Genomic DNA, 17,211 nt, shown 5'->3' on the forward strand with positions numbered 1-17,211 from the left:
AAGCGAGGTGCCAAAGTCTTGATTCCTGACTCTTGATTCTTGGCTCCCTATTTGATCAGATGTTTCAACTGAATAATTTCCTTCTCTTCCAGATATCTCCAGCGACCTCTTGGAAGGTCTTTCTTTGTGAGATTTGAATAGACTACGCGATCAAGCTTTACCACTTCGTAGCCCAGGCTTTCAAATATTCGGCGAACGATCCTGTTCTTTCCGCTATGGATTTGAATCCCAACTTCTTTCTTGCTACCGCCGGCAACATAACTTACCTGATCAGGTTTGATCAGGCCGTCCTCAAGCTCAAGTCCGAAAGATATCTTATTCAAATCACCTTGAGAAAGGCTTTTGTTTAGCTCAACATTATAAAGCTTTGTAATATTATTTTTCGGATGCGACAGCTTGTCGGCAAGATCACCATCATTCGTCATCAGCAATAGCCCCGTCGTATTCCGGTCCAAACGCCCTACTGGATAAATACGTTCTTTCGAAGCTTTTTCCACCAGACTCATCACGGTCTTGCGTTCCTGCGGATCCTCGGTTGTGGTGATATAATCTTTCGGTTTATTAAGGAGCACATAGACCATTTTTTCACGTCTCAGGCTTTCTCCGTTATAACGGATCTGATCCTTGGCAGGATCTACCTTGAAGCCAAGTTCAGTTACCGGAACGCCATTAACCGAAACAACTCCAGCCGCTATAAGCTCATCTGCCTTACGCCGGGAACAAATCCCAGCATTAGCAATGAAACGGTTCAATCGGATCAGTCCGTCGTCTTTTACTACGGTCGGCTTTTTACTTCTTTTATTGTCAAACCGCTCCTCTGAACTCCATTTCTTCTCGTCGCTTCTAAATTTAGGGCGCTCAAAGGGTGCTGATGGCTCGGTAGAACGTGATCTGAAGGGTTTATCGCTGAATCTCTTGACGGGAGCATTCTTATCAAACTTTTCACGGCCGGCAAATGGTTTCCCAGCAGATCCGCTTCTATCTGAATTGGGCTTCCTCTCTGTTTGTGACCTGTCGCCGTATGCTTTTCTGTCGCTGAAAGACCTGTCGCCATAAGGCTTTTTATCGCCGAATGATTTCCGGTCGCCCTCATTTCTATCAGAATACGGCTTTCTTTCGGAACGATCGCTGCCGGGAGATTTGCTGAAGCTTTTCGGACTTCTTCTATCGCCTGTAAAGCCTGTTCCAGATTTATCGCCAGGTTTTCCCGTACCCCCTTTAAAAGGCTTTTTTACGTCATCCCCAAACAATTTCTTCTTGGTACTGTTGCTACCTTCGGTTCTGTCTGGTTTGTAAGAATTACTTTTCGAGGCGGAACCCGGTGAAGATTTAAACGACCGGTTAGATTTTTCGGACTTGTCGTCACGACTGTTCCTTTTGTTTTTGAATGGCATGGTTAAATTTTAGCTCTTAAAAGAGGACCACAAAGATAGGTAAAAATACGGAATCAGAGCGTGGAAGGCAAAAAATAAGGGCGGCAAAAGGACTAGGAAAACTAGGATTAAAAGTAGTGTTTCACAAGGGCAAAATTATAACTATTTGATAATTAGATATATATTTTGTACCTTTGTCGGAAATATTCGTATTTGGAACTAAAAAGAGAGGTAAAAATGATAAAAAAACACTTGATAATGTGTTCAGTGATGTTAGGTATATTTCTGACCGCCAAGATGTTTATTTACAGTGCTCCATCTTCATTCGCGACATTGATCCACGGTAGCGAAGAGCCTAAAAAAGTTGAAAATTCAGTTGATCCCTACTTTAATTCTTTGAGTTTTGCCGACGAAATAATCCCACTGGGAGATTCGCGTATAACATCAAAAATGAAGAAATCGCTCAATGCGCATTCTCATAAAAAGCTTCAGACATCTCGGTTACATACCCAAGCCTCGAAATGGTTCCCTATTATCGAACCAATTCTGGCAAAATATGGTATACCAGAAGACTTTAAATACATGCCGCTTGTTGAAAGTGGATTGAAAGCTGGGATATCGCCTAAGGGTGCAGCTGGCTTCTGGCAGTTCATGCCACAAACGGCCCGTGATTTCGGCTTGCGTGTGAATGGTGATATTGATGATCGCAACAACATCCAAAAGTCGACCGTTGCAGCCGCGAAATACATCAAATCATTGTATAAAGAATTTAACAGCTGGACCCTTGCGGCCGCTGCATATAATGTTGGCGAAGGACGATTGAAGAGACAAATAAATCGTCAGAATCAGGACAATTACTTTAAAATGGACCTGAACAGAGAAACTGCTTCCTATGTTTACAAATTGATTTCCATGAAGGAAATTATTGAAAACCCAACCCGCTATGGATATAGCGGTCGTGTGAACAGGCTTCTTGCCAAAAGCGGGAACCGCCAGCAACCCGGCTTTCCTTACCCGGTTGCAAAGGGAAAACCACTAGGGAATAGCGCAATGCTTATCAACTAACCTTTTTATAGACTCAACAGAAAGGACCGGGGTAATTCGGTCCTTTTTTTGTTTTTTTGCCTGCCATTAAAGCAATTGTGATTTCCAACGTGTAACTGGTTTTCCCACATTCTTTGTCATTTTCTGGGAGTTCCTGATACCTCGCCTGCCTTCTGGCATTTGATTCTTTGCTCGAAATATATCCAGCTGATATCTAAGTTTCCGTGTATAATTATTTTTTATCGCTATGATGCTATCATGGGCAAATTTATTTCAATCTATAGCGGCTGCCCATGATGGTTTCTGACCTTCAGTAAATAATTGATGGCGGAAAAAATCGCATCTTTGCATAAATTTTGAGCGAGTATTTCTTTTATGAATAAATCTAACCCAGACCTTGGTGAGCAAAGTGAAGTTGAAGTTTTTGGTGCCAGGGTTCACAATCTAAAAAACATAGACGTTTCGTTTCCACGCAATAAACTCGTTGTAATAACCGGGCTAAGCGGCAGCGGAAAATCATCTCTCGCTTTTGATACTATTTATGCGGAGGGACAACGCCGTTACATGGAAACATTTAGTGCTTATTCACGTCAGTTCCTTGGCGGTATGGAGCGTCCCGACGTCGATAAAATATCTGGTCTGAGCCCTGTTATCGCGATCGAGCAAAAGACAACCAGCAAAAATCCCCGTTCTACGGTAGGTACCATCACTGAAATTTATGATTTCATGCGCCTGCTTTTTGCAAGAACAGGCGAAGCATATTCATATGTAAGCGGGGAAAAAATGGAGCGAATGACTGAAGATCAGATCCTGAGAAGTATTCAGGATAAATTTGATGGTCAGGCAATAAATATTCTTGCGCCGGTTGTTAAAGGCCGGAAAGGTCATTATCGTGAATTATTCGAACAGATCCGCAAACAGGGTTATCTGAAAGTGCGTGTTGACGGAGAAATCTTGGATATCACTCCAAAAATGCAGCTTGACCGCTATAAGATACATGATATAGAAATGGTCATCGATCGGCTGCTGGTTAGTGAAAACGACAAGAAACGCTTATACGATTCCATCCAGTCGGCTCTTAAAGTTTCAAAAGGTATTATCAAGATCAGTGATAAAGAGAACAAAGAATATTTCTACAGCAAGTATTTAATGGACCCGATCTCCGGGATCTCTTACGACGAGCCGCAGCCAAATACATTTTCATTTAACTCGCCCTATGGAGCATGTGAACGTTGCAGCGGGCTAGGCTATATTTTTGAGGTTGACCGCAATTCCGTAATCCCGAATCCCAAACTGAGCATCATGCAGGGAGGCCTTGCACCTTTAGGAGAATATCGGGAAACCTGGGTATTCCAAATCTTAAAGGCACTTGCTAAAAAATACAACTTCTCCCTTTCGACTCCCCTTGAGAAGATCCCGGAAGACCTGATTGACATCATCTTGAATGGGTCGCATGATATCGTAACCGTTCCCGTCGAATACAACAAATGGAATGTTCAAAATTACCAGATCTCTTTTGACGGCATAATTAAAATGCTCGAAGAGCAAACTGAGCGACGTGGCGATGATGTTGGTGAAGATCTTGAAAATTACCGGGCTTTAAAAAAATGCCCTGAGTGCGGCGGCGCAAGGCTCAAAAAGGAATCGCTCCATATCAAAGTAGATCAGAAGAATATTTATGAGCTTGCCTGTATGGATATTGCAAACCTTTATAACTGGTTTGAGCATCTGGAGGCAAGACTCAGTGAACGACAAAATACTATTGCCAAAGAAATCCTAAAGGAAATTCGCTCAAGGATTGGCTTCCTGCTCGACGTAGGATTAAACTATTTGACCTTAGACCGGACTGCCAAAACCTTATCGGGAGGAGAAGCCCAACGGATCAGGCTGGCCACTCAGATTGGATCGCAGCTTGTAAACGTACTGTATATATTGGATGAGCCAAGTATTGGCTTACATCAGCGAGATAATGCCCGTCTTATATCAGCATTGAAAAATCTGCGGGATATTGGCAATACTGTTCTTGTAGTGGAACACGACAAAGACATGATTATGGAAGCCGACCATGTCATTGATATGGGACCGGCGGCCGGCGAACATGGTGGTGAAGTAGTTGGTGAGGGTACCCCGCAGCAATTCTCTAAAGCGAAGACATTAACCAATGACTATATAAGCGGTAAAAAAGAGATCGCTGTACCTAAGACACGCAGACAGGGTAATGGAAAATCTCTGGTCCTCAAAAATGTGAGCGGCAATAATCTAAAGAATGTATCAGTCGAGTTTCCTTTAGGAAAGCTAATATGTGTAAGTGGGGTTTCAGGAAGCGGTAAATCAACACTGATTGCCGAGACCCTATATCCAATTTTAAATCATCATTTCTTCAGGGCAAAGAAAAAACCGATGCCCTTTAAAAAGATAGAAGGTCTGGAGCACATCGACAAGGTAATCGAGATCGATCAAACTCCTATAGGAAGAACGCCGCGTTCGAATCCATCGACTTACACCGGGGTTTTTTCTGATATCCGAAATTTGTATGTCATGCTGCCTGAAGCGAAGATACGAGGATATAAGCCCGGGCGTTTTTCATTTAATGTAAAGGGCGGGCGCTGCGAGACATGCCAGGGGGCAGGTATGAAATTGATAGAAATGAATTTCCTGCCGGATGTGCAAGTTCCCTGTGAGGAGTGCGGAGGAAAACGGTACAATCGCGAGACACTGGAAGTCCGCTATCGCGGGAAGTCGATCAGCGATGTACTTGATATGAGTATAGAGGATGCAGTCGCGTTTTTCGAGCCTATCCCATCAATTTATCGTAAGATTAAAACGCTTGCCGAAGTTGGCTTGGGGTATATTCGTCTCGGACAATCATCTACCACCCTATCCGGTGGTGAGGCGCAGCGGGTTAAGCTGGCTACCGAGCTTTCCAAAAAAGACACTGGGAACACTTTTTATATTCTTGATGAGCCAACAACAGGTCTGCACTTCGAAGACATCAGCGTTCTTCTTGGAGTTATGAACAGACTGGTGGATCACGGAAATACGATCCTTGTAATAGAACATAACCTGGATGTTATCAAGGTTGCGGATTGGGTAATTGACCTTGGACCTGAGGGCGGCTCAGGTGGAGGAGAAATTCTTTTTGAAGGATTACCAGAGGACCTAGTTAAAGTGAAGAAGAGCCATACCGGGAAGTATCTGGGAATTGAAATGGGTATTAAGTAATTACAGCTCATCGATTCTAACGCAGAGAAAGGAAATTTCTTTCGCAGAGAGCGCAGAGTGATAATCGAAAAGAAATACAAAGCACCCAAAGCATAGTCGTTCAGCTCTGCGTTCTTCGCGTATTTCTTTGTGTCCTTTTCGGTAAAAACAACTTGCCGAAGGCAAGCAGTTTGCTATATTAGTTATATGCAGAACCTTCTCACTTCCGCTCAGATTCGAGATGCAGACGCTCACACCATCTCCATCAAATCCATCAGCTCCCTTGACCTCATGGAATCGGCCTCTCTTGCATTTGTTAAAGAATTTGAACAACACATTCGAGACAAGAACATACTAATTAGTATATATTGTGGAAATGGAAATAATGGTGGCGACGGATTAGCAATCGCCCGCATTCTTAGCGGAAAAGGTTATAAGAATATAGCTGTGAAAGTTTTCCGTTTCGCTAAAAAATCTACAGCTGATTTTGAGGCAAATCGTGCACGACTGATAGACTCCGGGATCAGCTTAACGGATCTTTCAGAAGCTAGTCAATTCCCCGAAGAAAAATCTGACCTTATCATTGACGGTCTTCCGGCTCCGGGCTAAACAGGCCAATTGACGGAAAACTAGGTGAATTAATTGCTCACATTAATGCTTCCAATAAGCTGGTAATTTCTATTGACGTTCCAAGTGGCTTCCCGTCCGAAGGCATTTTTAATATCAAGTCTGCAGTAATAAAAGCTGACCTGGTAATATCCTTCGAGCGCCCTAAGATCAATTTCTTTTTCCCTGAATCGAATGAAGCTATTGGCGCTTTTAGAGTTGTGCCTATAGGGCTTGATGAAGATTACATCCAAGCACTTAAAAGTAATTGGAAATTTGTTGAAGAGCAGGATATAAGAAACATAATAAAAGAACGGAAGGCGTTCAGCCATAAAGGCACCTACGGACATGCCCTTATAATCGCAGGAAGCCAGGAAACCATGGGTGCAGCGTTGCTTTGTGCAGACGCCTGCCTGCATTCCGGAATCGGCTTAATTACTGCCTGTATTCCTGAGAGCGGCCTCACAGCATTAAATACCCGATCTCCCGAAATCATGGCACGTGCCCGGGGTGAAAACTTTAAGACGGAAGAGCTTAACAATTATTCGTCGATTGCACTGGGCCCAGGAATTGGCACTCAGGAAGAAACGGTGCTGATACTAAAGGCAGTTCTTGCCAACTATCACGCTCCAATGGTATTTGACGCCGATGCATTAACCCTTCTTTCAACGCTGCCTGATCTATTAGAAAAACTTCCTGCATTAAGTATACTTACACCCCATATGAAAGAATTTGACCGCATGTTTGGCGATCATAAATCCTGGTGGGATCGAATCGAAACTGCACGACAAAAAGCAACGGTACTAAACGTCATCATTGTTCTGAAAAACCAATATTCTTTTATTGTGATGCCTGATGGAGCAGTGTTCGTCAACCCGACCGGCAATCCGGCAATGGCAGTAGGTGGGACGGGCGACGTGCTGACGGGGATGATAACCGGTTTCATGGCTCAGGGATATAGCCCATCAGATGCCGCAGTAGTCGGCTGTTACTTACACGGCAAAGCCGGTGACGATTTAAAAAATGCTGGGATGAATAGCATTCCCCCGAGGTATTTAATTGAGAAATTACCTTTTGTAATTAATGATGTCTTAGTTTAATAAACGGGACGCACTTGCATCTGCGCAACCCAATTGCTCTTGTAATCAGCTAATTAGATCCATCACCCTGCCAGCGGCCATCCTCAAGAAGGCATAAACCTTGATAGTCCGGAAGACATTCGTAATTTTTACCTGCCGGCAGGCAGGCATGTTCGTAATTCGTAATTGACTAAAAAAGGTGTTTTTCCGCGTGATATGAAGAACGGACAAGGGGACCGCTTTCTACATACTTGAATCCCATCTCCAATCCAACTGCCTTATATTTGTCAAATTGCTCTGGTGTTATCCAGTCTATAACGGGATGATGGTTTCTTGTAGGCTGCAAATATTGACCGAGGGTTAAAATATGGACTCCGGCTGCGAGCAAGTCAGTCATCGCCTCAAGCACATCCTCTTCTGTTTCTCCAAGACCCAACATAATGCCAGATTTAGTTCTCAATCCAGCTTGATTTATTCTGCGCAGGCATTCAAGGCTTCTATCATATTTGGCCTGGATCCGAACTTCTTTGGTAAGACGACGAACAGTTTCCAGATTATGAGAGACGACCTCCGGACGGACAGCAAGTATGCGGTCAAGATTATCCCAAATACCTCTGAAATCGGGAAGTAAAGTTTCAAGTGTTGTATCAGGACTTTCGCGTCGAATAGCATTGATCGTTTCAGCCCAAATCGTTGATCCCCCGTCCTTCAAATCATCGCGGTCGACGGAAGTGATCACGCAATGTTTAACCTGCATCAGCTTGACGGAGTTGGCAACACGGTTTGGTTCATCAACATCGACAGCCAGGGGCCTACCAGTTGCTACAGCACAGAAGGAGCATGATCGGGTGCAGATATTACCCAGGATCATAAAAGTGGCAGTTCCGGCACCCCAGCATTCACCCATATTCGGACAGTTTCCGCTTTCGCAGATAGTATGTAGTTTATGGGTATCAACCAGGCTTCTTACGTGTGCATATTCCTTCCCCACAGGAAGCTTAACACGCAGCCAGTTTGGCTTGCGCTGCATTTGATTGGCGGGAATAACCGGCAGATCGATCATGATACAAAGTTAAGGAAAAGTTGAATGTTATACGTGCTACGTTGTATGTTTTAGTTGTAAGTTGTAAGTCATAAGTTATGATTGCGGGTATTAGGTTTCTTTAATCTTTAAAAAAAGTAATTGTTCTCCGTCCAGACGTATAACGTAAAACCTACAACGTTTAAGTCCTTTTTTATAAATTTGATTCTGATAAATAACAACCACAAAATGGCAACTATCGAAACAACGTATCTCGGCGAACTTAGAACTGAAGCAACTCATGTTTATTCAGGAAATAAGACCATCACTGACGCTCCTTTAGACAATAAGGGAAAAGCGGAGTCTTTCTCTCCTACAGATCTTTTAACCGCGTCGCTGGGCAGTTGCATGATGACAATCATGGGAATCGCTGCACGTGAGCACGGTATAAATATAGACGGCACGACCTGTTCTCTTACAAAAGTTATGGCATCCGACCCGCGTCGGGTTAGTGAAATACAGGTGGTATTGAATTTTCCGAAAGGAAATTACACTGAAAAAGAAAAAGCTATTCTGGAGAGATCAGCCCTGACATGCCCGGTAGCGAAAAGTTTGCATCCGGATTTGGTGCAGAATGTTACGTTTAATTATTGAGTTACAGGTGGAGAATGGAGAATTGAGAGTGAGGCCTAGGTAATTCATTCTCCATTCTCAATTCTCAATTGATCTGCTCCGCCATCTCTTCCGCAGAAATTTCCCCGTGAGAAGTCTCATAGATACATTCACCGTCCTTAATCAGCAATAGCTGGGGAGATTCGTGATGCACCTGAAATATTTCTGCTATGGTATTAGATACTTCACGATGAGCGATCAAATCCAGGAAGTACAGTGGTGTTCCTTCAGGAATAGCTGACCAGTCGATTTCAAACCTCTTTCTCGCCATCATGCTGATTGAGCAGCGGGTGCTGTGTTTAAAAATTGCTGAATATCCGGAAGCAGCCTTAATTTCCTGCAATTGATCAAGGGTGGTTAGTTGAATCCAATTCATTATAATACAAACATTTTTATCCTAAATAATAAGCTAAATTGAGGATACAAATTTACGAACCGCTATTCGAAAGGATATAACGCGGATGTCAAATAAAGGAAAGTAGTAGGAATTTGTTTTAGCGCCTGGATTTCGGGTAGGTGCCGTAGGCAGGACAAAGTTTAGAAGAACATGCCTGCAAAAGGGTTGTGGCTAAAAATAAAGCGAGAACGCCAACGACTAATTTTTTCATTAATTATAGTTTGTATTTTATCTGCTATGAATCTTGCACGTGCTTATTTCAGTAATTTTATGGAGCTCCTGCAGGTTTCATCTTTTTGAAACGTACGGTTTTATGAATATACGAAATTCAGTTCAATAAGTTGTAAATAAATTTTTTAAACCAGTGACGACTTGATCTGCGCCATCATGATAGCCGTAACTGCGGCCTCTTCTCCTTTATTCCCGTGCTTTCCACCAGCCCGGTCTTTCGCCTGCTCCAGATTGTCGGTTGTAAGAACACCAAATATAACAGGCTTATTGTGCTTAATAGAAACATTAGTAACGCCATTTGCCACAGCGTTGCATATAAAGTCAAAGTGTCGTGTTTCTCCCTGAATAACACAGCCCAGGCAAATAACTGCATCGAGATCCTTAGCTGCCAGTAAAATGTCCGCGCCTGAAGTCAACTCGAAGCTTCCAGGCACCTGCAACTCTGTAATATTTTCAGACAATGCGCCGTGCTTTATTAAAGCCGTATACGCCCCATTATACAAAGCCCCGGTAACTTCTGCATTCCATTGAGATACTACTATTCCGAACCGGTAAGCTTTTGCCGATGGTATTTCAATATGAGAGAAATCTGAAAGTCCTTTTAAGTGTGTTGCCATGCCCTGAAAAAAGAAATGGTTGTCAGCCGAGCTAACAACCATTTTACATATATATTATTTAACTACTTCACTTGCGTTTCAGCACGTGCGATATAAGAATCAATCGTTGAAGCTTCAAAGCTCTCAGGAAAATCAGTTTTGATCTTATTGTAAGCATCAGCTGCAGCACTGAAATCCTTTTGTTCCTCGTAAACCAAGCCTAGCTTTTTAAGAAATAAGGGGCTGGTAAATGCATTTTTGCTTTTATCGGCAGCTTTCTTGTAATAAGTAACTGCCCTGTCGTAATCTTTCAATTCGCTGTAAGCATCTCCAAGCATCCCTAAAACTAATGGATCAACTATTGGGCTGCCAGTGCTGCTGTATTTTCCAAGCGCATCAACTGCTTTTTGGAATTCACCTTTTTTAAGGTACAAGCCACCGAGGTAGGCGTTAGCAATGTTAGCGGATTTTGTATTTGAATACTCTTCAGCAATTTTTTCAAAACCCGGATATGAACCGTCACCAGAAATTGCCTTGTCACTCAGCGAATCGACAGCTACATATTCTTCAGCCCTAAACATCTCGTTAGCTGCTTTTTCTGCCCTAGGTTTAAGATAGAAATTCTGATATCCAACATACAATAATATTAGTGCAACTATGGCTATTCCTATTACGGCTAAGCTTTTTGAGTTTTCCTGAACAAACTTACCGGTATTCCCAAGCGGGTTTTCAACTTCTGGTAAATCTTCTTTTTGAGTTTTTGACATTTGCCTTTAAAAATAAAAATCCGTCCCACCGAAACGAATTATCCGCAAAAATACATTTTTCGCAGTAAGTATCAACTTTTAAATCAGAGAGATTCTATTTTTTTTGCTGGCCGGATTAAAACACACCGAAAAGAGTAAATTTGCGGAATCGCCTTCAGCTTGCGAATCTATGTGGCTCCAAAAATTATCCGTTATAAATTTCAAAAATTACTCTGAAGCTGAACTTGGCTTTTCTGAGACAGTAAATGCGTTTACGGGCAACAATGGGGCTGGGAAAACCAACCTTTTAGACGCGATACATTATCTGTCCCTCTGTAAAAGTTATTTTAACCCAATTGATAGCCAGCAGATCAGGCAGGGCGAGGATCTTTTCATGATCCAGGGAACGTTCAAAAAGGAAGAGAAAAATGAAACAATCTATTGCGGTTTAAAAAAGGCACAGAAAAAGGTATTTAAGCGAAATAAAAAAGAATACCAGCGCCTGGCTGATCATATCGGTTCCTTTCCGCTGGTGATGATTTCCCCGAACGACATCAGCCTCATCATCGAAGGAAGCGAAGAAAGAAGGAAGTTCGTCGACAATGTAATTTCGCAAACTGATAGTTCCTACCTGGATGAACTGATCGTTTACAATAAAAATTTGCTTAACAGGAATGCATTGTTAAGGCAGATAGCAGTCTCTGGAAGGTACGATCCAGCTCTAATGGATATTTATGATCAGCAACTGATACTTTCAGGCACCAATATCTTCGAAAAGCGAAAATCTTTTATGCTTGAGTTCAGGGATATTTTCAACAAGCACTACCGTTACCTGAGTGAGGAAGCCGAAGAAGTTGAACTTGTTTATGATTCGCCGCTTCTGCAAAATGACTTCGCAAGTTTGCTGAAAAGAAATCTGGAGCGCGACCGGCTGCTGGAGAGAACCACAGCAGGTATACATAAGGATGAGCTTAGTTTCACGATTCATGGCATGCCGATGAAAAAATTCGGCTCCCAGGGCCAGCAAAAATCCTTTTTGATTGCACTTAAACTAGCACAATACTCATTCTTGCATCAGCAAAAAGGATTTGAGCCCCTTCTGCTGCTCGACGACATTTTCGATAAGCTTGATAATAAAAGGACTACTAAATTGATGAAAATGGTTTCTGACAAAGATTTCGGTCAGATTTTCATAACGGATACGAGCAGAGACCGGGTTGAGAGTATTTTTAATGAATTAGGAGTGGAGATAAAAGTGTTTGAAGTGGAGAAAGGGCAGGTTAGTTGAGAGTGGAGAGTTGACAGTGGACAGTTGACAGTTGACAGTTGACAGTTGACAGTTGACAGTTGACAGTTGGAGACGTACCTTATTGGAAATATTCGTAACTTAATACCCCACTGATTACTGATTACTGATTACTGATTACTGATTACTGATTACTGATTACTGATTACTGATTACTGATTACTGATAACTGATAACTGATTACTGATTTCTGATTTCTGATTACTGACACTGATTACCGATCACTGATTACCGATCACTGATTACCGATCACTGATTACCGATCACTGATTACTGATCACTGATTACCGATCACTGATTACTGATTACTGATTACTGATTACTGACACTGATTACCGATCACTGATTACCGATCACTGATTACTGATCACTGATTACCGATCACTGATTACCGATTACTGATAACTGATTACTGATTACCGAACACCGATTACCCAATACACGCTGTATATTTATGATTTGTCCATTCGTAGTTCTAAACTTCTAATTCGTTATTCTCTTTCACATGGGCCGTACAAACGATAAACCGCTAAAAGAAGCGATAGAACAAATGCTTCACGTCTACAAACTGAGGCGGAAGTTTGATGAAACGGCATTAATTGTAGCCTGGCCGGAGATGATGGGCACGGCTGTGGCAAATCGCACGAAGGATATTTTTATCCGGGACCGGAAATTATTCATTCGACTCGAATCCGCTGTGATAAAAAACGACCTGATGATGATGAGGTCTAATATTATTGAGAAGATGAATGAGATGGCAGGAAGCAGTGTTATTGATGAGATTATCTTTTTATGAGGACTGAAGTCGGAGGTGGATCTTGAAAGCAAAAGGCCTTTTATGGGTCTAGACCTGATCACCGATTACTAATTACCGATACTGGCCACTAATTACTTACTCCTCCCCAATCCATTCTTCAGCAACAGATAATACAAAACTGTCATAAAGCATGCAATAGAGAAAGCTTTAAGAACGAAGAGTCCGTCGAGTTTTGTGTCCCACCCGCCTGCATATGAAATTGCACCGGGTACAATCAGCATCACGATAAAAAAAATCAGGAATCGGGTTTGATAGATCTTCATAAGGTCGAAAATACAAATCGCCCTGGAGTAAATTGATTATTCCAGGGCGATTCAACTGGTAATGTTTAGAAACGCTCGAATGCAGTAAAGAAAAAGCTTCCTTCGATCTCTGCGTTCTCATCAGAATCAGATCCGTGAACAGCATTGGCGTCGATTGACTTCGCATACTTGTTACGGATAGTTCCGGGCTCTGCTTTTGAAGGATCAGTAGCGCCAATTAACTTACGGAAATCTTCAACCGCATTGTCTTTTTCAAGAATTGCAGCTACTATTGGCCCTGAAGACATGAAGCTAACCAGATCTTTAAAGAAAGGACGCTCTCTGTGGATACCATAAAATTGACCTGCAATATCTTCGCTTAAGCGTGTGTATTTCAAAGCTATCACCTTGAAACCCCCTTTGATAATATCATCTAAAATAGCTCCGGTGTGGCCATTGGCTACAGCATCGGGCTTAATCATTGTAAAAGTTCTGTTCGTTGCCATGTTGGTATTTCAAATTTGGTGCAAAAGTACGGCTAATAAATCAAAGGGTAAAGGATTTTCAAAAAATGACATCCTGTGAATCAGTAATTTTGATAGCTTTGCATTTCTTTTTATTTACATGTCAGATTTAGCGCCCCTTAAAGAGTTACTGGTTGAGCCAAAGCACATTGTGATCACAACACATCACAAGCCTGATGGCGATGCTATGGGGTCGTCGCTTGGATTATTCAACTACCTGATCCAAAAGGGCCATCATGTACGTGTGATTACTCCGACTGACTATCCATTTTTTCTACAATGGCTGCCGAATAACCCGGAGGTTATCATTTATACTGAAAAACCGGAGGAGTCGAAAGAGTTGGTCGCCAATGCTGACATAATATTTTGTCTGGACTTTAATGCCTTATCACGGATTAACGAATTAGGTGAATTTGTACGTGAAGCAAAAGGCAAAAAAGTAATGATCGATCATCATCTGGAACCCGAGGGTTTTGATGATTTTCGTCACTGGACAATAAACGCCTGCGCAACTGCGCAACTGATTTACGATTTTATCGTGACGGTTATGGGTGAGAAACATTTAATCAACAAGGATGTTGCCACATGTCTCTATACAGGCATCATGACCGATTCAGGTTCGTTCCGCTTTCCGACAACTACTTCAGAAGTTCACCATATTGTAGCTGATCTTATCGACCATGGTGCTGAAAACTCAAAAATTCATCAGCTTGTTTATGATAATTTTGCTGAGAACCGGCTTCGTTTCCTGGGCCATGTGCTTTTAAATAAACTTGAAGTTTTTCCAGAATACAACGCTGCCATTATAGTTATACATAAAGAAGAGCTGGAAAAATTCGAAATCACTACCGGCGACACTGAAGGAATTGTGAACTACGCCCTTTCAATTAACGGAATCCGGCTGGCGGCTTTAATTATTGAACGCAAAGACAAAGTTAAATTGTCACTTCGCTCGACCGGTGAATTTCCCGCGAATGAGATCTGTAAAAAATATTTTAATGGCGGCGGTCATAGAAATGCAGCAGGTGGCGCATCCGATGATCCCATTGATGTTGTAAGAGAAAAATTTAACGCTATCTTACCCGAGTATAAAGCATTATTAATACAATAATATATCCGCTGCAAGCAGCAATTAAAACCAGAAATAATCAATAACGAATAAAAAGACAATGAAGAAATTAGTAATCGTGTTAGGTATTGCAGTAACAGCATTTACCGGATGTAACAAGTTTGAAAAGGGTGAAGGGGATATGATGTACAAGATCCACACCGACAAAGATGGTGAAACCATCAAAGAGGGTGATTTTGTGGCATTTAAAGCAATTGAAAAAACTGAAGGTGATTCTGTTTTATACAGTTCTTACGATTACGATCGTCCTTCTTTGCTTGTGAAGGAAAAATCTGTATTCAAGGGCGACCTTTTCGCTGCATTAGGACTTCTTAGCGAAGGCGACAGCGCAACCTTTAAAATCAATATTGATTCAATGGTGATGAAGATGGGCCGTCCGCAGCCAGCTGATACTACAGCAAAATACCTGGTCTATACTATCAAGATTGATAAAGTTATCCCGAAAGGAAAGCTCACTGACAGCTTATTCCGTGGCAAGATCGACGAGTTTCTGAAAGCTGAAATGGATCTGGCTAAATCTGGTGAGACTGCGAAAATCAAAAGCTATGTTGCTTCTAAAAGCCTTAAACCAACAGTTACACCATCTGGATTGAACTATGTAATTTCCAAGGAAGGAAGCGGTCCTAAAGCAAACCCTGGCGATACCATCATGGTGCATTACACCGGATCATTCCTTAGCGGAAAAGTGTTTGACAGCAGTCTGCCTGATGTAGCTAAAAAGAACGGAACATTCAATCCTGGCCGCAAGTATGAGCCTCTAAAAATGCCTGTAGGTATGCAGGGTTCTATTCCTGGATTTGAAGAAGCCTTATTCCTGCTTCCAAAAGGTGCAAAAGCCACAGTCGTTCTTCCATCAAGCTTAGCTTATGGAGAACAAGGAAACCAGGGAATTCCGCCATTCACACCGCTGGTATTTGAACTGGAAATGATCAATATCATCCCTGCCAAAGCAGGATCGGTTGTAGCTCCGCCGCCGCCACCGGTAGCGCCGAGATAAGTTGCGATAATCTTAATAAAATAAGCCCTCTCGAAAATCGAGAGGGCTTTTTTATTAAAGGTGGTTTTAAAACCGGGATTGACCAGCAGTTAAGGCTGGACTTTGGAACCGTCAATCACTTCACGGTAATATTCCTCGTAAATTGGTAAGATAAGACCTAAATCGAATTCATGCGCCCGTTTTAAAGCGCCTTCCTTGAACTGAGCCAGACGCTCATCATCTTTCAGGATGTAAATGGAATGCTCTGCCATCGCGTCTATATCGCCAACATTATCCATATAGCCGGTAACGCCGTTTACATTCAATTCCGGCAATCCACCAGCGTTAGAAGTGATAACTGGCACTTTGCAGGCCATAGCTTCCAGCGCCGCCAGACCAAAGCTCTCTGATTCAGAAGGCATTATGAACAAGTCGGAGACGGAAAGAATCTCTTCAACCGCATCCTGCTTGCCAAGGAAGCGGACGTTTTCTGAGATCTCGAGATCACGGCATAACTGCTCACAATAAACCCTGTCAGGTCCGTCGCCCACCATTAATAATTTGGAAGGTATTTCCTGCTGGATCTTTTTGAAAATATGGATGACGTCCTGTGTTCTCTTTACCTTTCTAAAATTCGAAGTATGGATAATGATACGCTCGTTGTTTGGAGCTATTGCTATTTTAAAATGGTCCTTCGCCTTCAGGCTGAACCTGCTCATATCAATAAAGTTTGGGATAACTTTAATATCCTTACATATATCGAAATGCTTGTAGGTATCTTCTTTCAGATTCTCGGAAACAGCTGTTACACCGTCAGATTGATTAATAGAAAAAGTAACTACTGGCTTGTATGTTGGATCTTTTCCTACAAGCGTTATATCAGTTCCGTGCAAGGTTGTAACAACAGGAACGTGAATTCCGTAAGTAGCAAGGATCTGCTTCGCCATAAAGGCCGCAGAAGCGTGAGGGATTGCGTAATGCACATGCAGCAAATCCAGCTTTTCAAATCTCACCACATCTACCAGCTTACTAGCCAGGGCCAGCTCATAGGGCGGATAGTCAAAGAGCGGATAGTTAGATACCGAAACCTCGTGATAAAAGAGGTTAGCAGAGAAAAAATCGAGACGCGCGGGTTGTCTGTATGTTATGAAGTGAACCTGATGCCCATTATCTGCAAGCGCTTTACCTAACTCGGTAGCCACAACCCCGCTGCCTCCAAAGGTGGGGTAACATACAATTCCTATCTTCATT

The 17,211-nt window shown here is 42.3% G+C and carries 17 protein-coding genes and 1 pseudogene; 10 read left to right on the forward strand and 8 right to left on the reverse strand.

The features are described 5' to 3' along the window. Positions 1–47: 47 nt before the first annotated feature. A complete protein-coding gene (locus B5X60_RS09355; RefSeq protein WP_079702433.1) occupies positions 48–1,394 on the reverse strand; it encodes a pseudouridine synthase in 1,347 nt (448 codons plus the stop codon). A 216-nt stretch (positions 1,395–1,610) separates the two neighbouring features. On the opposite strand from B5X60_RS09355, the gene B5X60_RS09360 reads away from it, so the two are divergent. The 5 genes and pseudogenes from B5X60_RS09360 (at position 1,611) to B5X60_RS09375 (ending at position 7,324) form a co-directional block, all read left to right on the forward strand. Continuing rightward, positions 1,611–2,438 carry a lytic transglycosylase domain-containing protein gene (locus tag B5X60_RS09360; RefSeq protein WP_079702434.1) on the forward strand — a complete coding sequence of 276 codons (828 nt, stop codon included), beginning with the start codon at positions 1,611–1,613 and terminating at the stop codon, positions 2,436–2,438. A gap of 354 nt (positions 2,439–2,792) precedes the next feature. Then, entirely contained in the window at positions 2,793–5,639 is a 2,847-nt protein-coding gene (gene uvrA, locus B5X60_RS09365) for an excinuclease ABC subunit UvrA (protein WP_079702435.1), read from the forward strand. A gap of 186 nt (positions 5,640–5,825) precedes the next feature. Beyond that, entirely contained in the window at positions 5,826–6,227 is a 402-nt protein-coding gene (locus B5X60_RS09370; protein WP_079702436.1) for an NAD(P)H-hydrate epimerase, read from the forward strand. Positions 6,228–6,268: 41 nt separating this feature from the next. Further along, positions 6,269–6,334 (forward strand): annotated as a pseudogene (locus B5X60_RS18645) (hypothetical protein); the annotation flags it as partial. Between the two features lie 111 nt (positions 6,335–6,445). Beyond that, on the forward strand, positions 6,446–7,324 hold the full coding sequence (locus B5X60_RS09375) for an NAD(P)H-hydrate dehydratase (RefSeq protein ID WP_139377432.1): 879 nt from the start codon (positions 6,446–6,448) through the stop codon (positions 7,322–7,324). A 169-nt stretch (positions 7,325–7,493) separates the two neighbouring features. On the opposite strand, the gene lipA is transcribed toward B5X60_RS09375, so the two are convergent. After that, the gene (gene lipA / locus B5X60_RS09380; protein ID WP_079702438.1) at positions 7,494–8,366 is read right to left on the reverse strand and encodes a lipoyl synthase; all 873 of its coding nucleotides are present in this window, start codon (positions 8,364–8,366) and stop codon (positions 7,494–7,496) included. A gap of 207 nt (positions 8,367–8,573) precedes the next feature. Between lipA and B5X60_RS09385 the strand changes: the two genes are divergently transcribed. Further along, entirely contained in the window at positions 8,574–8,978 is a 405-nt protein-coding gene (locus B5X60_RS09385) for an OsmC family protein (protein ID WP_079702439.1), read from the forward strand. A 64-nt stretch (positions 8,979–9,042) separates the two neighbouring features. On the opposite strand, the gene ytxJ is transcribed toward B5X60_RS09385, so the two are convergent. The 3 genes from ytxJ to B5X60_RS09400 form a co-directional block, all read right to left on the reverse strand. Further along, complete coding sequence (gene ytxJ / locus B5X60_RS09390) at positions 9,043–9,372, reverse strand: bacillithiol system redox-active protein YtxJ (protein WP_079702440.1); 330 nt, start codon at positions 9,370–9,372, stop codon at positions 9,043–9,045. A 377-nt stretch (positions 9,373–9,749) separates the two neighbouring features. After that, entirely contained in the window at positions 9,750–10,241 is a 492-nt protein-coding gene (ribH, locus tag B5X60_RS09395; protein WP_079703229.1) for a 6,7-dimethyl-8-ribityllumazine synthase, read from the reverse strand. 62 nt (positions 10,242–10,303) lie between these two features. Continuing rightward, a complete protein-coding gene (locus tag B5X60_RS09400) occupies positions 10,304–10,987 on the reverse strand; it encodes a tetratricopeptide repeat protein (RefSeq protein WP_079702441.1) in 684 nt (227 codons plus the stop codon). A gap of 169 nt (positions 10,988–11,156) precedes the next feature. On the opposite strand from B5X60_RS09400, the gene recF reads away from it, so the two are divergent. Next, positions 11,157–12,254: a DNA replication/repair protein RecF gene (recF, locus tag B5X60_RS09405; protein WP_079703230.1), complete on the forward strand. Its 1,098-nt coding sequence runs from the start codon at positions 11,157–11,159 to the stop codon at positions 12,252–12,254. A gap of 523 nt (positions 12,255–12,777) precedes the next feature. Continuing rightward, positions 12,778–13,068, forward strand: coding sequence for a DUF721 domain-containing protein (locus tag B5X60_RS09410; protein ID WP_079702442.1), 291 nt, complete (start codon positions 12,778–12,780; stop codon positions 13,066–13,068). Between the two features lie 92 nt (positions 13,069–13,160). On the opposite strand, the gene B5X60_RS09415 is transcribed toward B5X60_RS09410, so the two are convergent. Further along, on the reverse strand, positions 13,161–13,352 hold the full coding sequence (locus tag B5X60_RS09415) for a hypothetical protein (protein WP_079702443.1): 192 nt from the start codon (positions 13,350–13,352) through the stop codon (positions 13,161–13,163). Positions 13,353–13,417: 65 nt separating this feature from the next. After that, positions 13,418–13,837 carry a nucleoside-diphosphate kinase gene (locus tag B5X60_RS09420; RefSeq protein ID WP_079702444.1) on the reverse strand — a complete coding sequence of 140 codons (420 nt, stop codon included), beginning with the start codon at positions 13,835–13,837 and terminating at the stop codon, positions 13,418–13,420. A gap of 118 nt (positions 13,838–13,955) precedes the next feature. Here B5X60_RS09420 and B5X60_RS09425 point away from each other — a divergent pair, with 118 nt between their 5' ends. Then, entirely contained in the window at positions 13,956–14,966 is a 1,011-nt protein-coding gene (locus B5X60_RS09425) for a DHH family phosphoesterase (RefSeq protein ID WP_079702445.1), read from the forward strand. Between the two features lie 58 nt (positions 14,967–15,024). Next, positions 15,025–15,981, forward strand: a complete 957-nt coding sequence (locus tag B5X60_RS09430; protein ID WP_079702446.1) for an FKBP-type peptidyl-prolyl cis-trans isomerase — start codon at positions 15,025–15,027, stop codon at positions 15,979–15,981. Between the two features lie 89 nt (positions 15,982–16,070). Here B5X60_RS09430 and bshA read toward each other — a convergent pair whose 3' ends face one another. Next, on the reverse strand, positions 16,071–17,210 hold the full coding sequence (gene bshA / locus B5X60_RS09435; protein ID WP_079702447.1) for an N-acetyl-alpha-D-glucosaminyl L-malate synthase BshA: 1,140 nt from the start codon (positions 17,208–17,210) through the stop codon (positions 16,071–16,073). Position 17,211 lies beyond the last annotated feature (1 nt).

This window comes from Daejeonella lutea, assembly GCF_900168015.1.
In the GTDB taxonomy this organism is placed as follows: domain Bacteria; phylum Bacteroidota; class Bacteroidia; order Sphingobacteriales; family Sphingobacteriaceae; genus Daejeonella; species Daejeonella lutea.

Coding starts and splice junctions, on each gene's coding strand:
- lipA (WP_079702438.1), bottom strand. CDS start 8,366: ATGATCGATCTGCCGGTTATTCCCGCCAATCAAATGCAGCGCAAGCCA.
- recF (WP_079703230.1), top strand. CDS start 11,157: ATGTGGCTCCAAAAATTATCCGTTATAAATTTCAAAAATTACTCTGAA.
- B5X60_RS09415 (WP_079702443.1), bottom strand. CDS start 13,352: ATGAAGATCTATCAAACCCGATTCCTGATTTTTTTTATCGTGATGCTG.
- bshA (WP_079702447.1), bottom strand. CDS start 17,210: ATGAAGATAGGAATTGTATGTTACCCCACCTTTGGAGGCAGCGGGGTT.
- B5X60_RS09360 (WP_079702434.1), top strand. CDS start 1,611: ATGATAAAAAAACACTTGATAATGTGTTCAGTGATGTTAGGTATATTT.
- B5X60_RS09400 (WP_079702441.1), bottom strand. CDS start 10,987: ATGTCAAAAACTCAAAAAGAAGATTTACCAGAAGTTGAAAACCCGCTT.
- uvrA (WP_079702435.1), top strand. CDS start 2,793: ATGAATAAATCTAACCCAGACCTTGGTGAGCAAAGTGAAGTTGAAGTT.
- B5X60_RS09425 (WP_079702445.1), top strand. CDS start 13,956: ATGTCAGATTTAGCGCCCCTTAAAGAGTTACTGGTTGAGCCAAAGCAC.
- ribH (WP_079703229.1), bottom strand. CDS start 10,241: ATGGCAACACACTTAAAAGGACTTTCAGATTTCTCTCATATTGAAATA.
- B5X60_RS09370 (WP_079702436.1), top strand. CDS start 5,826: ATGCAGAACCTTCTCACTTCCGCTCAGATTCGAGATGCAGACGCTCAC.
- B5X60_RS09430 (WP_079702446.1), top strand. CDS start 15,025: ATGAAGAAATTAGTAATCGTGTTAGGTATTGCAGTAACAGCATTTACC.
- ytxJ (WP_079702440.1), bottom strand. CDS start 9,372: ATGAATTGGATTCAACTAACCACCCTTGATCAATTGCAGGAAATTAAG.
- B5X60_RS09420 (WP_079702444.1), bottom strand. CDS start 13,837: ATGGCAACGAACAGAACTTTTACAATGATTAAGCCCGATGCTGTAGCC.
- B5X60_RS09410 (WP_079702442.1), top strand. CDS start 12,778: ATGGGCCGTACAAACGATAAACCGCTAAAAGAAGCGATAGAACAAATG.
- B5X60_RS09355 (WP_079702433.1), bottom strand. CDS start 1,394: ATGCCATTCAAAAACAAAAGGAACAGTCGTGACGACAAGTCCGAAAAA.
- B5X60_RS09385 (WP_079702439.1), top strand. CDS start 8,574: ATGGCAACTATCGAAACAACGTATCTCGGCGAACTTAGAACTGAAGCA.